The following is a 17,004-nucleotide window of genomic DNA, read 5'->3' on the forward strand; positions in this document are numbered from 1 at the left end:
GGCCCGGATCATGCCAGCAACTGCGCGGGGACACCAAGCACTGGCCCGGCCTCAGCCAGCCGCTGGTCAAGCGTATACACTGTGGCGCCATGCTCCGACGCGATGGCGAGATGCAGTGCGTCTCCCGCACGCAGCCCAAGCGCATGTTGATTAGCGAACCTCGCCGCCGCCCGGAACTGACCGCCCGTCACGGGCAGCATGGTGAAACTCTCGGCGACGAGCTTGTTGAACATGGCGAGCGCCGCGGCGCGCTGCTCAAGGGTGATCTGTCCCGTCCGCAGCTTGATCGCCAGGGCCGACGACATCTCGGTAACGGTCCAGTCGCTGATCAGGAGCCGCGCCGGATCCTGTTCCGCCAGCCAGGCCTGAACGCGCGGCGTCATTACTTCGTTGGAGAGCGCCGCAACGATCAGCGACGTATCGAGATAAAGCATCAGTAGCGATCACCATCCCGCATCGACCGCACGAGATCGGCAGCACTCTGGGATTGGGGCGGCATAGCCGCCGTCAGCAATTGAAGCAGTGCCGCATCGATCGGCTTGCGGGGCCTTTCCACCGCGGTGAGCCGAGCGACTGGCTTACCGCGACGGGTGATGTCGATCGAATCTCCCGCCTCGACCCGGTCGATCAGTTCGCTCAGATGGGCTTTGGCATCCGCCAGATTAATCGCATGCATGTCACGCTCCTGACCATGTAGATAGTCATATAGCAGATCGAGCTTAAGAATTCCAGCAGGAGGTTTGCCGATGAAGCACGGCATCCGCTTGCCGGATGCCACCGATTGAGGACGACCGCATGCCGGACGCCACGGTTGAGCGTAAACCGCTGGGCGTTGCTAGTCCAGATTCGAGGCAGGCATATTGATTTCGTCGATTTTGACGGTACTTTATCGGGCGCAAAATATTCAAGATTTGAGGTCTATGCCTCAGCGCGAAACGGTTGATAGATACCGATAGTTCACAGAATTTTTTCTGTGCTGCGATTTCCAAAAACTCCAATAAAATCAATAGTCAGCCTTTTGACGGCGTACTTCACGGATCCAGGCGCCGAAATGAAGTTTTTCTATAGTAAAATCAATCCGTTAGAGCGTCGAAAATATTAGAGTGGGAGTGAGGGTTGGCTTTGGTGGCAGCAGTGTAGATTCGCTGAGAATGCTCGCCCGTTCATATGATCGTACGTTCTCAGCTTGTTTCTCGACCTTGCCGTCTCCTCTTCGAGGAGTGCGACGTCACCCGATCAGTTCAAGAGCCAGATCGCGCCATTCAGAACCGAGGCGAACGTTACCCAGGCGGCATAGGGCGCAAACAGGAGCGATGCGTTTTTATCCCGCTGCCAGCTAATCACGATGAAGCCGATGATCGTGACCAGAAGCAGCACGATCACGCCAAGGGCAATATCGATGCGTTGCGCAGAGAAAAAAATCGGCGACCAAGCGAAGTTTAGAACCAACTGCACCAACCACAGCTTCATTGGCACTCTGCTGCGGCCCTCTCGCCAAACTCGCCACCCGGCGATCGCGATCATGATATAGAGCGCAGTCCAGACTGGGGCAAAGACCCAACTCGGCGGATTGAAGGGCGGCTTGCTCAGCGCTGCATACCATGCACCTGGAGCAGTCGCGAAACCGATGACAAGCCCGCCACCCAGAACGAGTGCCAGAAACAAGAATAGACCGCCGAGCTCCCCTGCACGCAAATTCATCGGAATCACATAAGCCTTGTTTCACAGAGAACGTCATGGTTCGTTTTGCCTCGGATCAGCAACAGTATAACCGCCTCTGCCTGTGAGCGCGCCTGTCGATAAGACGCCGGCCCGCTTTTGGCGACAAAGCGGGCCGGCTGTTGATCGGCTGGGGCGATAGGTGGCCGATCAGCCTTCGGGCGGCAGGATGACTTTGTCGATCACATGGATGACGCCGTTCGAGGCCGCAATGTCGGCCTTCACAACGGTGGCGTCGTTGATCATGACCTTGCCGTCCCCGGTCGATATTTTCGCCGTCGTTCCGTTGACGGTCTTGACCTCGTCCAGCGTGGTCACCTGCTCGGCTTTCACCGCACCCGGCACCACGTGGTAAGTGAGGATCGCCGTCAGCTTCGCCTTGTTCTCCGGCTTCAGCAGGTTCTCCACGGCCGGCAGCTTTGCGAATGCCTCATCTGTCGGCGCAAACACCGTGAACGGTCCGGGACCCTTCAGAGTAGCAACCAGATCCGCTGCTTCGAGTGCTGTCGCCAGCGTCTTGAACTGGCCGGCACTGGCCGCCGTGTCGACAATGTCCTGATTGCCGGCGCGCGCGAGGCTGCTACCGATCATCAGACCCGCCACGGCGAGACCGACCGCGGCCATCGATGCAATACTTATTCTGCTCATCTTTAGCTCCTGTTGCTAGACGCGTTTTACCGTGGGGCCGGCTTGGCCGGCGTTCCGGTCCGAGGAAGCGGGATCGAATGTGTTTTGCCTTGCGCACCTCGTCGGATTATTGAACTATGATAAAATCAGTTTTCTTCAAGAGCAAATTCTCGTGATATGAGAAGTGATTTTCTCATTGAGAAAATTGTGCTACCTACCTTTGAACTGAGGTGAAATGAGACCGGAATCATGCTGTCGGAGACGTTGACCACGGCCCTCGAGGGCTATGCTATCGGCCCGAAGATCCGTCGACTGCGACTGCGCAAGAAATTGGGACTGGTCCAGCTTGGCGAGCACACAGGTCTTTCGGCGGCGATGTTGTCGAAGATCGAGCGCGGACATCTGTTTCCGACGCTGCCGACCTTGTTGCGGATCGCCTTGGTCTTCGGCGTCGGCCTTGATCACTTTTTCAAAGAGGACAACGACCGGCCGGTCCATGCCGTCGTGCGTAAGGCGGACCGCATTCGCCTTCCGGACAAGGCGGGGCGGACGTCGCCCGCTTACCGCTTCGAGTCCCTCGACTTTCCAGTCAGTGATCGCAGGCTCCACGGCTATTACGTCGAATTCGGAGAGGAAGATGAGCAATCGGAGCCGCACGAGCATGCTGGCGCGGAGATCATCTACGTTTTGCGTGGCGAGCTCGTAGTGAACCTGGAGGGTGAGGACATCACATTGAGTGAGGGCGACTCGATGTATTTCGAAAGCACCTATCCCCACAGCTATCGCCGCAACGGGTCGCTGCCCTGCGCCGCCATTGTCGTAGTAACCGCGCAACCATCCTCAACTTGACCGGGTTTCCTAAGAAAGCCTGATGAGCGGCGTCGTGGATGGCGCCGGTGGATGGCCTCGGCCTTTCCGAGGCCCATCGATGGTTCCGGCGAGCGCATTGTCATCGGAATCGCCGACGCCGCCGATCGAGGGTCGATCCCGGCTTCGGCCAGGCGTTGGGATATCACGGCCTCCCGCGGAGAATTTTTCGCGGAGACGACTCAATCGACCGTCAGCACGATCTTGCCCTGGATATGGCCTTTCGCGGCGCGCTCATGCGCCTGACGTGCGGCGGCGAGCGGATAGGTGCTGTCGATCACGGTTTTCAATGTTCCATCGGCCAACAGTGGCGCCAGCTGCGCCAATTGCGCACCGCTTGAGCGCACCTGTGCCGTCGACACCGTTATGCCGAGTTCTTTTGCCTCATCGCCGGCATTGAAGCCCAAAGGAAAGACCGGAAACAGGGCGCCGCCCCGCTTCAAAGTGCTGAGGAACCGTCTGGAGGCAGCTCCGCCAAGCGTATCCAAGACCAGATCCGCATCGTGCACCACATCTTCCGGCGGTGTCCTGGTGTAATCGATGACCTCGTCGGCTCCGAGATCGCGGAGAAGTGCCCCATGTCTCCCCGAAGCTATGGCGATCACATACGCGCCTTTGAGTTTCGCCACCTGAACCGCGAAATGCCCGACGCCGCCGGCCGCGCCGTTCACCACGACCCGCCTGTCCTTGAGCGGCACGGGCTCGTGCCTCTCCGACTGCAGCGGGTTCGGCGCATCATGACCCACCTCCACCATGAACTGCCAGACGGTGAGCAGCGACATGGGTGCGCCTGCCGCCTGAATGTGATCTATTCCCTTGGGTTTGAGGGCCAGATCCTGAACCGGCACGCTGACATACTGTGCATAGGCCCTGCTCTCCCCGACGCTGAAGAAGCGGACCATGGAATAGACCTCGTCTCCGACGGCGAAACCCTGCACATCATCGGAAACGGCTTCGACAACGCCGGAAATATCCGTGCCGAGAATGAGGGGAAAGGCTACCTGCGGCCGCCATTCCGGCAGAAGCGCCTTGTAGCCGTCGCGCAGATACCAGTCCGGCGGATTGATTCCGATGGCCTTCACGCGAACAAGCACCTCGCCCGGCCCGACCTCTGGCATCGGCACGTCCTCGTATTTAAGCACCTCCGGCCCGCCGAATTCGTGGATCTGTATGGCTTTCATGGTTTTGCCGATCATCTCTTGCTCCTATGATGGACGAGCACCACATTAAGCGGCGCAGTGCTCCATCTATAAATGGAGCGCCGCCCCATATTTCAAGAGGACCGATGAGAGCCGACGCAAAAAAGAACTATGATCACATCCTGAAGGTTGCGCGCGAGATCCTCGGCAAGGGAGATGCGAGCGCATCCCTGCGTGACATCGCCCGCAAGGCGGGTGTTGGCGACGGCACGCTGCACCGGCATTTCCCAACTCGGGAAACCCTGCTGGAGGCGCTGCTGCGGACCAATTTTGAAGAGATGGCGCAAAGGGCGAGCGAGCTGGAAGCCTCCGACAATCCCGCCGAAGCACTCTTGATCTGGCTGAGAGAGGCGATCACCATGACGCGCGACTATAGCGGCGTGATCGCGCCCATGGTCGCCGCCATTGCAGACCAAAGCTCAGCCCTTCATAGCTCTTGTGTCACGTTACGCTCCGCCGGGACCAGACTGCTGACCCGGGCGCAAGCCAATGGCGTCGCCCGGCCAGATATGGATGGCAACGATCTTTTCGCCCTGATCAGTGCCCTCGCATGGCTCGGCGAACAGCCGCCGCTGGTACCCCAGGCCCATCACCTGTTTGATCTGATCTCCGATGCGATCCTGACGAGGCGGTCGGCTTCAGCGGAATGAAGCTTGTGCTGGTAGAGCGGTTACACAGCGAAACGACCCTATCATCTGTAGATTTCGATGATCGCAAAGTGGGAGAATGGTCCTTCCAGGGCGCATCATGCAGCCATTTTCTCGTTCACGGTGCCAAGCGCTTGCGCCGGACCGATGAGCGCAGCGCGCGCCAGAGCCCATGCCCCGGCATCGACATCAAGCGCAGTTTTCAGCCACGCAAGCGTCATTCGCCTGGTTGCCTCCAGCACATCGGGCGCTTCGATTTCGGTTTCCTTAGCATCGAGCCCTGCAATACCCCCGAGTCCATGACCTACCCCGCGAAGAGTAAGCAGCGCCCGTGCACCGGGGCCATCATGATAGGCATCGGCATGCCACTCAGCTCCACGCGGCGTGAAGTGCGGATTGTCATCCGCGCCGCAGACGACGAGACTCGGCGTCATCACGCCAGCAAAATCGAGGTCGAAGAACGGAAACCGGGCCGCGTTCTCCGGGGTCAGATCCTCGCCCCCGCGTCCCGGCGCGGCGAGAAGAATACCTGCGGAGATGCGGGTATCGGCAAAATCCTCGCCATGCAGCCGCGCACCGAGAAGCAAGCCGACCGTATGCCCCCCAAAAGAATGACCCGCTGCAGCGATCCGGCCATGATCAAGGCGCCCCGCAACGGCCGGCGTCTGATGTTCGATCTCGGCCAATCGATCGAGGATCGCCCTCACCTCCGCGACACGTTCGCGCCAGAAGAACGGCGCACCAGGCGCGTCTGCCGGGAGCCCACCGACACGGGAACTCGCATGTGTCGGCTGAATGACGGCAAAACCACGTTCGGCCCAGAACTGCGCAAGCGGCGCATACCCGTCCTTCGAAGGGACGTAGTTGGAGGGACCGAACCCATGCGACAGGATCACGATCGGCAGCTTCTCGCCGCTCGCAGGTGCGGTCAGGCGCAATTCCAGCGGTTGACGATCCGCGAGGTGTAGGCGAATCGGTGAATAGGCGAGGGTGAGAGCGGCCTCCGGCGTGGGAATATGGCGGGCAAGCTCGATCAAGTTGTTGGTTGTCATCTTTTGTCTCCTGCTTGAGTATCTCAAGATGGAATAGGCAGACCGGACGTTCTATATTTATTCGTCCGCGTTTGCTTAGCGAAAGTCCGAAACCTGTCTGATCCTCTCGCCGAGATCGTATCGATCCTCAAGCCCGTCCCCTCGATCGCCAAGCTGGTGATGGCGGGTGGGGCATGGCTCGTTGAGCGCCGGGAACTTGGAAGCCCGTTCTATTGCGCGATCGTCGAGGGGCGCTGTCACCTGACGATCAGTGGTCGCGCGCCGATCGTCCTGGCCGCAGGCGATTTCGTTATGGTCCCTGAAATCCATTCCTTCACCATGAGCAGCCTCCAGCCGCCCCCACGGGGCACGCTGCCGCAACGGCTTGAAACCAGTCCCGGCGTCTTTCGCCTCGGTGATCCTGCATCGGCGGTCGATGTCACGGCCATGGTCGGGCATTGCGCCTTCGCAGCAACCGACAGGCAGATGCTGGTCTCGCTTCTACCTGACGTCATCCATGTCCAGGGTCAGGACCGACTGACGAACCTGGTGCGGATGATTCATCGCGAAACAGTCGGCAAGCTTGCTGCCAGGGACATGGTCTTGACCCGCCTGTTGGAGGTTCTCCTGATCGAGGCGTTGCGGTCTGCGGGCGGTGCGACGGCGTCGCCTGGCTTGCTGCGCGGTCTGTCCGACCACAGACTGGCTCCGGTCCTGCGGCGCATTCATCAGGATCCGGGCGGCGAGATAACCGTCGAGGATCTGGCGCGGAACGCTGCAATGTCGCGATCTACCTTTTTCGACCGCTTCCGGCGCGAAGTCGGCGTGGCCCCCATGGAATATGCGACGAGCTGGCGCATGGCGCTTGCGAAGGAAATGCTCCTTCGACGCGAGGCATCTATCGCCGAGATCGCCGCGCGCATTGGTTACGCCTCCGCCAGCGCCTTCAACGTGGCATTCACCCGGCATGTCGGAACAACGCCGGGTGCTTTTGCCGGGAGGGCTTGACCGCAAGCTGGAATCTCCGGCGGGTCAGAACCCCAGCGACTGCTGTGCAGGCTCCGGCGGCGTCAGGCGCACACCTTCCAGCTCCAGCATATGCGCCTTCGAGGTCGAACCGCCCGGCGCCGAAAAGCCGCCGATCTTGCCGCCTGCGGCCAGCACGCGGTGGCAGGGGATGATCAGCGCTACCGGGTTCTTCGCCATGGCCTGGCCGACATCCCGGGCAGCCTCAGGACCGGCGCCCAGCTCCCTGGCGATTGTGCCGTAGGTGGTCGTATGTCCCCAGCCCACCCGGCGAGCCGCGGCATAGATTTCCCTGAAGAAATCGCCCTGATCCTGAAGGTCGAGCTTGAAACGCGAGAAATCGACCTCTTCGCCGGCGAAATAGCGCTTCACCGCCTCAATCGCTTCCTGCACCTCGACCGGCGGCGTTCCGCGTTCGGCCTCCGGCAGCCGGCGCAGGAGAAGGCGCTCGGTCGAATCCGCGCTCTTCGTGGGAAGCTGAAAGCGGGTGATGCCGATATCGTTCCAGGCAATGCCGCAGAAGCCGCCCGCCGTTCCAAAAATGAGATATTGATGCGCAGCCATAATGTAACCTCCGCATATTGCTTGACCCCAAGATCGGCCTTGCGGGCTTGAGATTCAACCCGTTTCTTGCTTCTCATCGTCTGGCCTCACGGAACTTTTCGTTGAGTTTGCTCCGGCAGGCGCTACGCTTTCCGCATGACAGGATCGCAGGCACAGACACGGATGCGATTGAAAGCGGCGAGGCTCCACACGCCTGCCGGCGGCGGCAGCTTTGTCATGTCGCATCTGTCGATCGGCCTCTTTCTCGTGGACCAGGACCGCCATCGGATTGCGGTGGGATCCGACAGGCAGCGGCACATCCCTCTCAAGACCGGCGAAGGCTGGATTCTGCCGGCAGATGTCACCGGCATCTGCGAATATGATGAGGCGCTTTCGTTCCTGAAGCTCGAATTGCCGGAGAGCCTGCTCGGCGATATGGGCTTCTACCGCCAGCGGGATTTCGCGCCGGTCGTCGGCGCCTTCGATCCTCTGCTTGCGCAATTCGTCCATCAAGCGGCCGCGACCACTGAAAGCGCGCCATCGCTCTATCGCGACACCATGCAGCTTGCCCTTGCCGCACATCTGGCTGAGGTGCTGTGGCCGCAGAAGCCGGGGCTTGCCGGCATTGAGGATCGCCGGCTGCGCCGCGCGCTCGACTACATCCACGACAACCTCGCCGCGGACCTCTCTCTGGACGATCTCGCGTCCGAGGCGGCGATGAGCCGGTTCCATTTCTCCCGCGCCTTCACCAGGGTGACAGGAAAATCGCCGCTGCAATATGTGATCAGCCAGCGCATGGAGCTCGCCAAGCTGCTTTTGAAGACCACACGCCTGCCGATGGCCTCGATCGCCGCGAATGTTGGCTATGAGGACGTGTCCCGCTTTGGACAGCATTTCCGTCGGCATACCGGCACGACCCCCGCCGCATACCGCGCCGACTAGAGCAAGAAAAGCATAATAGACGCCAAGAACCGCGCCTGTGAAACGGGCGGAGAGCTGCAATCCTTCGTGATCCGAATGGAGACAGGAGAAGCAGCATGAAAACCACGGCTCTTTCGACCTTCTGCGCGGCGCTGATGACGTCCGCCGCATTCGCCGCCGACATCCAGACACGCAAGGTCTCCTTCGGGAATGAAGGCACAACGATTGCCGGCACGCTCTATCTGCCGGCGGATTATCAGCCCGGTCAGAAACGCCCCAGCGTCATCGTCGCCGGCGCGTGGACGTCGATCAAGGAGCAGATGTCCGGCCTCTATGCCCGCGAGATGGCGGAACGCGGCTGGGGCGAGTCGGGTGGCACTATCCGCTTCAAGGAGGACCCGGCAGCCAAAACCGGCGACATCGCCGCGGCGGTCGCGTTCATGGCCACCTTGCCGGAGGTGGATGGCGACCGGATCAACGGACTCGGCATCTGCGCCTCGGCGGGATACATGGCCGCGGCCGCGACGGGTCATGCGAATTTCGCCTCCGTCGCGCTGGTGGCGCCTTGGCTGCACAACAGGGACATCGTCAACCAGGTCTATGGCGGACCGGACGGCGTTTCCAGGCTGATTGCCACCTCACGAGAGGCGGAAGCTGCCGAACGCCGAGGCCAGCCCCAGATTATTACCGCCGCCAGCGCCACCGACCAGACCTCACTGATGTACCAGATCCCGTATTACACCGAGGAAGGGCGTGGGCTCATTCCGCAATATGACAACCGCTTCAACCTCGCCTCCTGGGAGCCCTGGCTCACCTACGATTCCGTAGCGCTCGGGGCAAAGCTCGACAAGCCGGTGCTGATCGTTCATTCGGAAGCGGCAGCCGTGCCGCAGGGCGCGCATGCCTTTTATGCGCTTCTTCCCGGCGAAAAGTCCGAGCTTTGGCTTGATGGCGTCAGCCAATTCGATTTCTACGATCAGCCGGGCCCGGTAACCATCGCCGCCGACGCTGTGGCGGCGCATTTCAACCGCCCGGACCACTCAGCCCAGCCGATTGATCCGCAAGATCGCGCCGCCATCCTAGACACGATCACCGATATCGCCGCCGGTGCTGACCGGCATCAATGGGATCGCGTCCGCCACGCCTTCGCCGACGAGGTGAAACTCGATTACACCAGCCTCTGGGGCGGCGAGGCCGCAATCCAGCCGGCCGATGCGGTGATCGAACAATGGTCGGACTTCCTGCCGGGCTTCGACGAAACACTGCATCTCGTTACCAACCCTACGATCACCGCCATACGCGGCGCGACCGCAACGGCCGAAGCCGATTTCCAGGCCACTCACCGTATCGACAACGATTTCTGGGTGCTGATGGGCCATTACCGCTACGAGCTCACGAAAGTGAGTGATGCATGGAAGGTCTCGGCACTCACCATGACCTACACGCATGAAACCGGCGATCGCGGCCTTGTTGCGCGCGCCGCCGAACGCGCCCGGCAGACCCGCTGACCCTCGCGAGGAAACCATGTCCAGAACGCTCACCCGAGCCTTACTCGTCATCACCGCCCTCTTTTCAGAAGTGCCCGCCATGGCCGCCAGTCCGGAAGAAAACCGCAAGGTCATCACCGACTATTACGCCGCCTATGCCGCGGGCGACATGAGCAAGGTGGCCGACTTCTTTGCCGATGACATCGAATGGTATATTCCCGGCCATCATCCGCTCGCCGGCACCAAGCGCGGCAAGGCGGAGGTCGCCGCCTTCTTCCAACAGCTTGGCAAGGCCGGTTTCCGCGCCGAACTGATCGCGCTGATGGCCGACGAGAACTGGGTGATCGACATGCATCGCGGCTGGTCGAACCGCGAGGTCGGCAATGTCGACACCATCTGGGTGCTCGCCTTCCGCATCGAGAACGGCAAGATCAGGGAAGCCCGCAATTTTTCCTATGATCAGGCCGCAGCCGACACGTTCTTCTGGCAGGTCTATCCCCTGAAACCGCTGCCGGAGCGACTGGCGGATTAACCATAATCCGTATGTTCACTTTTTGTTCTTTACACCTCGTGCAAGCTCCGCTAGTTTTTCATCATTGGCAGGAAGCCGGGATGGAACGATCAAGACGGTGGCGAGATGAGCTTGGGGAGACATGTGAGCCAATCCTCGCTTCCCTTTGGCGAAGCTCGGGTTCCTTCCGAAAATGCGGCAGGGCTGCAGCCAAGCAAGCTGTTCTTCGGCCTGAAACCCACCTCCTCCCTGTCATTTCGGATGAACCGTGCCGCTGCCCGGCATTCGCTCGACAGAACAAGGCGGCCCGCCTATCCGCCACACCTCTTGCACATGACGCTGCTTTGCATGGAAGAATTCCGCGCGCCGCCGCGGCATCTCATCCCCGCTATTCAAAAGGCGATCGGTGAGATCGGAGCAAGGCCCATTCCGATTGCGCTTGACGGAAGTAACCTGTTTGGCCGCAAGAGGCATCTCGTACTGACGAGTTCGACGGTGAATCGGGAACTCAGGGGCTTTGTGAGGATACTTCGCAATACGCTCTCGCGGCATAATCTGCCCCGTTTTCCGCTCACGTCTTTCGAGCCGCATGTGACGGTCATCTACGACTGCGGCCACATCGATCTTCTGCCCGTCCCTCAACCGTATGCCTGGACTGCGGGCGAGTTCCTGCTCATCTACAGCCACTACGGGGAGAGCCGGCATGAAGAGTTCGGACGGTGGCGGTTCGACCCGGACGCACCGCCCTACCCGTCGTCGCCAGAGCAGTTACGCCTGATGATTTGAAAATTTCTGGCCGCCATGTCGGGTCGAGCGGCGTCGCTCCGTCCTTTGAGACGGTCACTGAAAGAGGAGAGCAAAATGGCCATCCAGAAGCACAAGATCGTTCCGCATCTCTGGTTCGACGACAATGCGGAAGAGGCCGTCAATTTCTATGTCTCGATATTCGAGAACTCGCGCGTTACGGATGTGTCCCGCTATGGCGAAGCCGGTCCGCGGCCAAAGGGGTCGGTGCTGGCGATGGCCTTCGAACTCGAGGGCCAGAGTTTCGCCGCCATCAATGGCGGGCCGTGGGCTAGGTTCAACGGCGCCGTCTCCTTCCTCGTCCATTGCGAAACGCAGGAGGAGATCGACTGCTATTACGACAAGCTCGTCGAAGGCGGCCAGCAGCAACCCTGCGGCTGGCTGACGGATCGATTCGGTCTCGTCTGGCAGGTCAATTATGCCAGGTTGCCGAAGATGCTGACGGACCGTGATGCCATCCGGGCAAACCGGGTCATGGAAGCAATGATGAAGATGAAAAAGATCGACATCGCCCGCCTGGAAGAAGCCTATGAGGGAAAGGCCGCAGCTTTAAGCGCGTCGCGATCTTTCAGATTCGCTTGACCCACTTTAAGTTCTTTTTTCACGCATGTCGCGTTAAACCGCTGCACGCTTTTGCGCGACATGCTTTAGACCCGGATCGCCAGGCGCAGGCCGCCCCAATGGCGGCCGCTCACCGTGATCGGTGCGGAAATGTCCTTCATCAGCACGAACTGGCCGCCGCCCATGTCGCGGCGATAGGTCTGCAGCAGGAAAGGCTCCTGGTTTCGGCCGGCGGCGAGGCCGACGCGATCGTTGAAAATGCGCCGGTTGCGGCAGTTTGCCATGTTCCAGGTCACGTCCCCGGGACGCTGGCGCTGCGAGAACTTGCGGTTATGGGTGGGCAGGTAGCCGTTCTCGTCGACTGCGGCACAGAAGGCGATGCGCTCATCGCCTTCGATTGCCGGCTCCTGGATCGGCGGCAGAACGGTATCGGTGAAATCGGTGAAGCGTGTCATGTACTGGACGGGATCGCTGCCCGGAATCGCCGCATATTGCCGGTCGAAAAGCGAAGCGAGATCGATGCGGCCGGATTTCATGCCGGATTCGAAAGCGGCCGAAACGTCGGCGGCAAGCGCCATCACCTGGCGGATATAAGGACTGTCCGGTATCTCGACACCGGCACTGGCGGTCGCCTGGATCATCCGCTCTGAAATCGTTACCACCTCGCCGACTCGGGACGAGGTTTCCTGGAGCTGGTCGTTGGACTTCAGGATCGCGTTCGCGGCGGACGCGATCGAAGAGGCGAATTCACCGCATTGCCGGTCGACGGTCTCGGTCGTCCCGGTCAAGGAGGATGCGTTGTCGAGAATGCGGGTCATGACGTCCTCGACGCCCTTGAAGGACCCTTGCACCTTCAGCGCGGTCGCCTTGACCCCTTCGGCGGAACGGCTGGCGCCTTCGCCGGCTGTTACCAATCGGTCGATCCGGCTATTCAACTGGTCGAGCGTCGTCTGGATCGAGCTCGTCGTCTGGGATGTCTGAAGGGAGAGCGCCCTGACTTCCGCGGCAACCACAGCGAATCCCTTGCCGGCCTCGCCCGCGCGCGCCGCCTCGATTGCGGCATTCAGTGCGAGCAGGTTCGTCTGCCGGGCGATCGTGCCGATCGCCTCGGCCAGCCGTCCGACATCCCCCAGAGCGGCCGAAAAAAGCTTGATCTCCGCGCCGATCTCCTGCGATGCATCGACCATGTTGTCGATCGCGGCGACGGATCCTGAAAGCTGCTCGGCCTGCTCGCCGAGCACCCGCCGGGCGTTCGCGGTCAACTCATCAGATTCATGAAGGGAACGGGCGATCTGCCCGTTGGCTTCCGCGATCGATTGCGCGGATTGGGTAAGACGGCTCAACAACGCCGCATGCTGGGAGGATTGGGCGGCGGTGTCTTGCACGGCGCCGGCTATATCGACCAGATGAATGCCAAGGGCCGAAGCCTCGCTCGCGAGCTTGACGACAGAACGCCTCAATACCCCACCGTCGAGAGGCTCGGCGTCCGATGCTTCACTTTCCCTGATGACCTGCCCGATCGCGCTCACCTGCACCTCCCAGATATTAGGAGATTATCTGATAGCGATGGTTAACGGACAGTTTCCACGTGTATCACTCCCCACCCTATACTTAAGGCTGAGAGTGAGCTTGTCGGATGCCCGAAGGATCGAGGATCGGGCTTAGCCGATCCGGTCGAAAGCCTTGGGGTCGATGCCGAGCATCTGAAGATCGCTGTTGTTCGGGCGACGATGGTTTTCAACGGCGGCCGAAACCGAGATCGCAGCGCTCATGACGGCGAAGGCGCGGCCAATGGCACCACCACGGGTCTTGCTCTTGATGGACATGTTAATCTCTCCTTTTTCGTTCCACTAAAATATGATGTTTTGCCCGTTTTTGTGCAATGCACAACAGAACAAGGGAGACATGCAGCTTGCACATAACGCTCATTGAGCAAGCGCAATGACTTGCATGGCAAGCGCTGCTCTTGTTATCGGTCTGCCTGAAGCAGGGGGTATTCGATGGCAATCACGATCTACGGCATCAAGAACTGCGACACGATGAAGAAGGCCCGCGCCTGGCTCGACAGGAAGGGCATCGCCTACGCCTTTCACGACTATAAGGTCGAAGGCATCGACCGCGCCCATCTTGACCGGTGGGTGGATCGCGCCGGCTGGGAGACGGTCCTGAACCGGGCCGGCACGACCTTCAAGAAGCTGGACGATGCCGACAAGGCCGGGCTCGACCGCGAGAAGGCAATCGAATTGATGCTTGCCCAGCCCTCGATGATCAAGCGCCCCGTTCTCGAAGCAAACGGCAAGCTGGTCGTCGGCTTCAAGCCGGAGGTTTATGAAGAGGCATTTGCCGAGGTCTGAACCATGTCCAGGACCACCCGCGCCACACAGGCCCTCCAGAAGGCAGGTGTCGCCTTCACCACCATCACCTATGATTACGATCCGAATGCCGACCGGATCGGGCTGCAGGCCGCGGAAGCAATCGGCGAGGAGCCACGCCGGGTGCTGAAGACGCTGATGGCGGAAGTGGACGGCAAGCCGGTCTGCGTCGTGGTGCCGTCGGATCGTGAAGTCTTGATGAAGAAGCTCGCCGCCGCCTTCGGCGGCAAGTCAGCGAACATGATGAAGCCCGCTGACGCCGAGCGCGCGACCGGCTACCATGTCGGCGGCATCAGCCCGTTCGGGCAGAAGAAACAGGTGCCGACCGCGATCGAAGTTACGGCGCTCGACGAGCCCTATGTCTTTATCAATGGCGGCCAGCGCGGCCTGCAGGTTCGGCTTGACCCGAAAGCAGCACGGGATGCATTGAAGGCGATCGCTGCCCCGCTCGTAACGTGAGACGACCATGTCCGAAATGACCGCGACATTGCGAATCCTCGAGCCCTTTCCGGGCATCTTCGCCTATTACGACGGACGGATAGCCGGCAAAAGGCTGCATGCCGAAACGGCCAACTGGCTTGATGATGGCGCCTATGCGCTCGGCGTCGCTTCCTATGCCGTCGTCGATGGACAGGAAGCGCTCGTCTACGACACGCATATCTCGCTCGATCATGCCCGCGCCATCCGCGCTCATCTCGAAGGGCTCGGGGTCACCACGATCCGGGTCGTGCTCAGCCACTGGCACGATGACCATATTGCTGGCAATGCGGTGTTTTCGGACTGCGAGATCATCGCGCTGAAGCTGACTGCCGAAAGGCTCGCGCAAAACCGCGAGAAGATCGAGAGCGCCGATCCGCCGATCTCGCCGCTCGTCATGCCGAATACGGTTTTCGAGAAACGGCTCGACCTCGTCGTCGGCACCCAAAAGGTCGAACTGCATCATTTCGCCATCCACAGCGCCGACGGCAATGTCATCTGGCTACCAGAGCAGCAACTGCTCCTGGCCGGCGACACGGTCGAGGATACCGTCACCTATATTTCGGAGGCGGCCGAGATCGGAATGCATATTGTGGAACTGACACGCATGCGCAGCTGGCCGATCGCCAAAATCCTGCCGGCACATGGCGATCCGGACCGTATCGCATCAGGCGGCTACGGTCCGGCCCTGATCGATGCGAACCGGGCCTATCTGCAACGGCTGACAGGCGCCATTACGGCCGGAGAGGAGATAGATCCCTCCCTCAAATCCTTCGCGGCAGAAGAAATCGCCTCCGGTGCGACCCTCTATTTCGCACCCTACGAGAAGGTTCACGCAAACAACATCGCGGCGGTCAAGGCAGCAATGGATCGCTGAACGATCTTCAATTTTGCCTCAAACCTCTTTAAGTCTGGCAGATCGCACAGGAAGAAAGCAGAGGCCCCCATGACAATCGTGCCGAATTTTCAAACCGTCGTCGATCCGCAGAAGCTCGAGAAACTGGCGGAAGTGGCCATCAAGGTGGGCCTCAGGCTCGAGAAGGGTCAGGATCTGGTCATCACGGCGCCGCTTGCCGCCCTGCCGCTCGTCCGGCTCATCACCAAGCATGCCTACAAGGCCGGGGCCGGTATCGTCACGACCTTCTATTCTGACGAGGAAACCACGCTGGCGCGTTATGAATTTGCGCCGGACGCAAGCTTCGACAAAGCCTCCGACTGGCTCTACGAGGGCATGGCCAAGGCCTATGGCAATGGCGCGGCGCGCCTTGCCATTGCCGGCGACAACCCAATGCTGCTTTCAGGCCAGGACCCGTCCAAGGTGGCGCGCGCCAACAAGGCAAATTCCATGGCCTACAAGCCGGCGCTGGAAAAGATCGCCAATTTCGACATCAACTGGAACATCGTCTCCTATCCCAATCCGTCCTGGGCCAAACAGGTCTTCCCGGACGTTCCCGAAGACGTAGCCGTCGGCAAGCTGGCGGAAGCGATCTTTGCCGCATCGCGCGTCGATGTCGCCGACCCGATTTCGGCCTGGGCGGAGCACAATGCCAATCTCAAGAAGCGGTCGAGCTGGCTGAACGGCGAACGCTTCTCCGCGCTCCATTTCACTGGCCCGGGGACGGATTTGACCGTAGGTCTCGCCGACGGCCACGAGTGGCATGGCGGGGCTTCCACCGCCAAGAACGGCATCACCTGCAACCCGAATATCCCGACGGAGGAAGTCTTCACCACGCCGCACGCCTTGCGCGTCGAAGGGCATGTGTCGAGCACCAAGCCGTTGTCGCACCAGGGCACGCTGATCGACAATATCCAGGTGAAATTCGAGGGCGGCCGCATTGTCGAAGCCAAGGCGACCAAGGGCGAGGAAGTGCTGAACAAGGTGCTGGACACCGACGAAGGCGCCCGCCGGCTCGGCGAAGTGGCGCTGGTGCCGCATTCCTCGCCGATCTCCAAGAGCGGCATCCTGTTCTACAACACGCTTTTCGACGAGAACGCCTCCTGCCACATCGCGCTCGGCCAGTGCTATTCGAAATGCTTCCTCGACGGCGCATCGCTCAGCCAGGATCAGATCAAGGCACAGGGCGGCAATTCGAGCCTCATCCACATCGACTGGATGATCGGCTCCGACAAGGTGGATATTGACGGTATCAAGGCTGACGGCTCGAAGGTGCCGGTCATGCGCAGGGGCGAATGGGCCTGATCCAGGCGCTGC

The 17,004-nt window shown here is 60.6% G+C and carries 21 protein-coding genes; 12 read left to right on the forward strand and 9 right to left on the reverse strand.

The genetic code is table 11. The annotated features are described in order from the left end of the window. Window positions 1-8: 8 nt before the first annotated feature. The 4 genes from ABK249_RS03865 to ABK249_RS03880 form a co-directional block, all read right to left on the reverse strand. Window positions 9-434 carry a type II toxin-antitoxin system VapC family toxin gene (locus ABK249_RS03865; RefSeq protein WP_348862270.1) on the reverse strand — a complete coding sequence of 142 codons (426 nt, stop codon included), beginning with the start codon at window positions 432-434 and terminating at the stop codon, window positions 9-11. Then, window positions 434-676 (reverse strand): type II toxin-antitoxin system Phd/YefM family antitoxin, encoded by a 243-nt coding sequence (locus ABK249_RS03870; RefSeq protein ID WP_113139575.1) that lies wholly within the window; start codon window positions 674-676, stop codon window positions 434-436. Before ABK249_RS03870 ends, ABK249_RS03865 begins: the two co-directional genes overlap by 1 nt. A gap of 560 nt (window positions 677-1,236) precedes the next feature. Next, the gene (locus ABK249_RS03875) at window positions 1,237-1,701 is read right to left on the reverse strand and encodes a TspO/MBR family protein (protein WP_348862271.1); all 465 of its coding nucleotides are present in this window, start codon (window positions 1,699-1,701) and stop codon (window positions 1,237-1,239) included. A gap of 168 nt (window positions 1,702-1,869) precedes the next feature. After that, complete coding sequence (locus ABK249_RS03880; RefSeq protein WP_348862272.1) at window positions 1,870-2,367, reverse strand: fasciclin domain-containing protein; 498 nt, start codon at window positions 2,365-2,367, stop codon at window positions 1,870-1,872. 228 nt (window positions 2,368-2,595) lie between these two features. Between ABK249_RS03880 and ABK249_RS03885 the strand changes: the two genes are divergently transcribed. Continuing rightward, a complete protein-coding gene (locus ABK249_RS03885) occupies window positions 2,596-3,195 on the forward strand; it encodes a helix-turn-helix domain-containing protein (protein ID WP_227704999.1) in 600 nt (199 codons plus the stop codon). Between the two features lie 200 nt (window positions 3,196-3,395). Here the strand turns inward: ABK249_RS03885 and ABK249_RS03890 are convergent, their stop codons facing one another. Continuing rightward, a complete protein-coding gene (locus tag ABK249_RS03890; RefSeq protein ID WP_348862273.1) occupies window positions 3,396-4,409 on the reverse strand; it encodes an NADP-dependent oxidoreductase in 1,014 nt (337 codons plus the stop codon). 89 nt (window positions 4,410-4,498) lie between these two features. Between ABK249_RS03890 and ABK249_RS03895 the strand changes: the two genes are divergently transcribed. Next, entirely contained in the window at window positions 4,499-5,062 is a 564-nt protein-coding gene (locus ABK249_RS03895) for a TetR/AcrR family transcriptional regulator (protein WP_348862274.1), read from the forward strand. A 95-nt stretch (window positions 5,063-5,157) separates the two neighbouring features. Here the strand turns inward: ABK249_RS03895 and ABK249_RS03900 are convergent, their stop codons facing one another. Next, on the reverse strand, window positions 5,158-6,111 hold the full coding sequence (locus ABK249_RS03900; RefSeq protein WP_348862276.1) for an alpha/beta hydrolase family protein: 954 nt from the start codon (window positions 6,109-6,111) through the stop codon (window positions 5,158-5,160). A 93-nt stretch (window positions 6,112-6,204) separates the two neighbouring features. Between ABK249_RS03900 and ABK249_RS03905 the strand changes: the two genes are divergently transcribed. Continuing rightward, window positions 6,205-7,098 carry an AraC family transcriptional regulator gene (locus ABK249_RS03905; RefSeq protein ID WP_348862323.1) on the forward strand — a complete coding sequence of 298 codons (894 nt, stop codon included), beginning with the start codon at window positions 6,205-6,207 and terminating at the stop codon, window positions 7,096-7,098. Between the two features lie 24 nt (window positions 7,099-7,122). Here ABK249_RS03905 and ABK249_RS03910 read toward each other — a convergent pair whose 3' ends face one another. Next, complete coding sequence (locus tag ABK249_RS03910) at window positions 7,123-7,680, reverse strand: methylated-DNA--[protein]-cysteine S-methyltransferase (protein ID WP_348862277.1); 558 nt, start codon at window positions 7,678-7,680, stop codon at window positions 7,123-7,125. Window positions 7,681-7,842: 162 nt separating this feature from the next. On the opposite strand from ABK249_RS03910, the gene ABK249_RS03915 reads away from it, so the two are divergent. The 5 genes from ABK249_RS03915 to ABK249_RS03935 all read left to right on the forward strand — a co-directional run bounded on the left by ABK249_RS03915 (window position 7,843) and on the right by ABK249_RS03935 (window position 11,964). Next, the gene (locus ABK249_RS03915; RefSeq protein WP_348862279.1) at window positions 7,843-8,601 is read left to right on the forward strand and encodes an AraC family transcriptional regulator; all 759 of its coding nucleotides are present in this window, start codon (window positions 7,843-7,845) and stop codon (window positions 8,599-8,601) included. 95 nt (window positions 8,602-8,696) lie between these two features. Next, window positions 8,697-10,088, forward strand: a complete 1,392-nt coding sequence (locus ABK249_RS03920) for a nuclear transport factor 2 family protein (RefSeq protein ID WP_348862280.1) — start codon at window positions 8,697-8,699, stop codon at window positions 10,086-10,088. 16 nt (window positions 10,089-10,104) lie between these two features. Further along, the gene (locus tag ABK249_RS03925; protein WP_227704992.1) at window positions 10,105-10,599 is read left to right on the forward strand and encodes a nuclear transport factor 2 family protein; all 495 of its coding nucleotides are present in this window, start codon (window positions 10,105-10,107) and stop codon (window positions 10,597-10,599) included. A gap of 123 nt (window positions 10,600-10,722) precedes the next feature. Further along, window positions 10,723-11,364 (forward strand): 2'-5' RNA ligase family protein, encoded by a 642-nt coding sequence (locus ABK249_RS03930; RefSeq protein ID WP_348862281.1) that lies wholly within the window; start codon window positions 10,723-10,725, stop codon window positions 11,362-11,364. Window positions 11,365-11,439: 75 nt separating this feature from the next. Next, complete coding sequence (locus tag ABK249_RS03935; RefSeq protein WP_348862283.1) at window positions 11,440-11,964, forward strand: VOC family protein; 525 nt, start codon at window positions 11,440-11,442, stop codon at window positions 11,962-11,964. Between the two features lie 65 nt (window positions 11,965-12,029). Here the strand turns inward: ABK249_RS03935 and ABK249_RS03940 are convergent, their stop codons facing one another. Beyond that, window positions 12,030-13,472, reverse strand: coding sequence for a methyl-accepting chemotaxis protein (locus tag ABK249_RS03940; RefSeq protein WP_415926418.1), 1,443 nt, complete (start codon window positions 13,470-13,472; stop codon window positions 12,030-12,032). 132 nt (window positions 13,473-13,604) lie between these two features. After that, window positions 13,605-13,769: a hypothetical protein gene (locus ABK249_RS03945; RefSeq protein WP_200884034.1), complete on the reverse strand. Its 165-nt coding sequence runs from the start codon at window positions 13,767-13,769 to the stop codon at window positions 13,605-13,607. Between the two features lie 174 nt (window positions 13,770-13,943). Here ABK249_RS03945 and ABK249_RS03950 point away from each other — a divergent pair, with 174 nt between their 5' ends. The 4 genes from ABK249_RS03950 (at window position 13,944) to ABK249_RS03965 (ending at window position 16,992) form a co-directional block, all read left to right on the forward strand. Then, complete coding sequence (locus ABK249_RS03950; RefSeq protein ID WP_348862284.1) at window positions 13,944-14,297, forward strand: ArsC family reductase; 354 nt, start codon at window positions 13,944-13,946, stop codon at window positions 14,295-14,297. Window positions 14,298-14,300: 3 nt separating this feature from the next. Next, complete coding sequence (gene ybaK / locus ABK249_RS03955) at window positions 14,301-14,774, forward strand: Cys-tRNA(Pro) deacylase (protein WP_348862285.1); 474 nt, start codon at window positions 14,301-14,303, stop codon at window positions 14,772-14,774. 7 nt (window positions 14,775-14,781) lie between these two features. Continuing rightward, window positions 14,782-15,669 (forward strand): MBL fold metallo-hydrolase, encoded by an 888-nt coding sequence (locus ABK249_RS03960; protein ID WP_037159450.1) that lies wholly within the window; start codon window positions 14,782-14,784, stop codon window positions 15,667-15,669. Between the two features lie 69 nt (window positions 15,670-15,738). Then, window positions 15,739-16,992 carry an aminopeptidase gene (locus ABK249_RS03965; protein ID WP_037159452.1) on the forward strand — a complete coding sequence of 418 codons (1,254 nt, stop codon included), beginning with the start codon at window positions 15,739-15,741 and terminating at the stop codon, window positions 16,990-16,992. Window positions 16,993-17,004 lie beyond the last annotated feature (12 nt).

The sequence above is a fragment of the Neorhizobium phenanthreniclasticum genome, assembly GCF_040066075.1.
GTDB lineage: Bacteria > Pseudomonadota > Alphaproteobacteria > Rhizobiales > Rhizobiaceae > Neorhizobium > Neorhizobium petrolearium.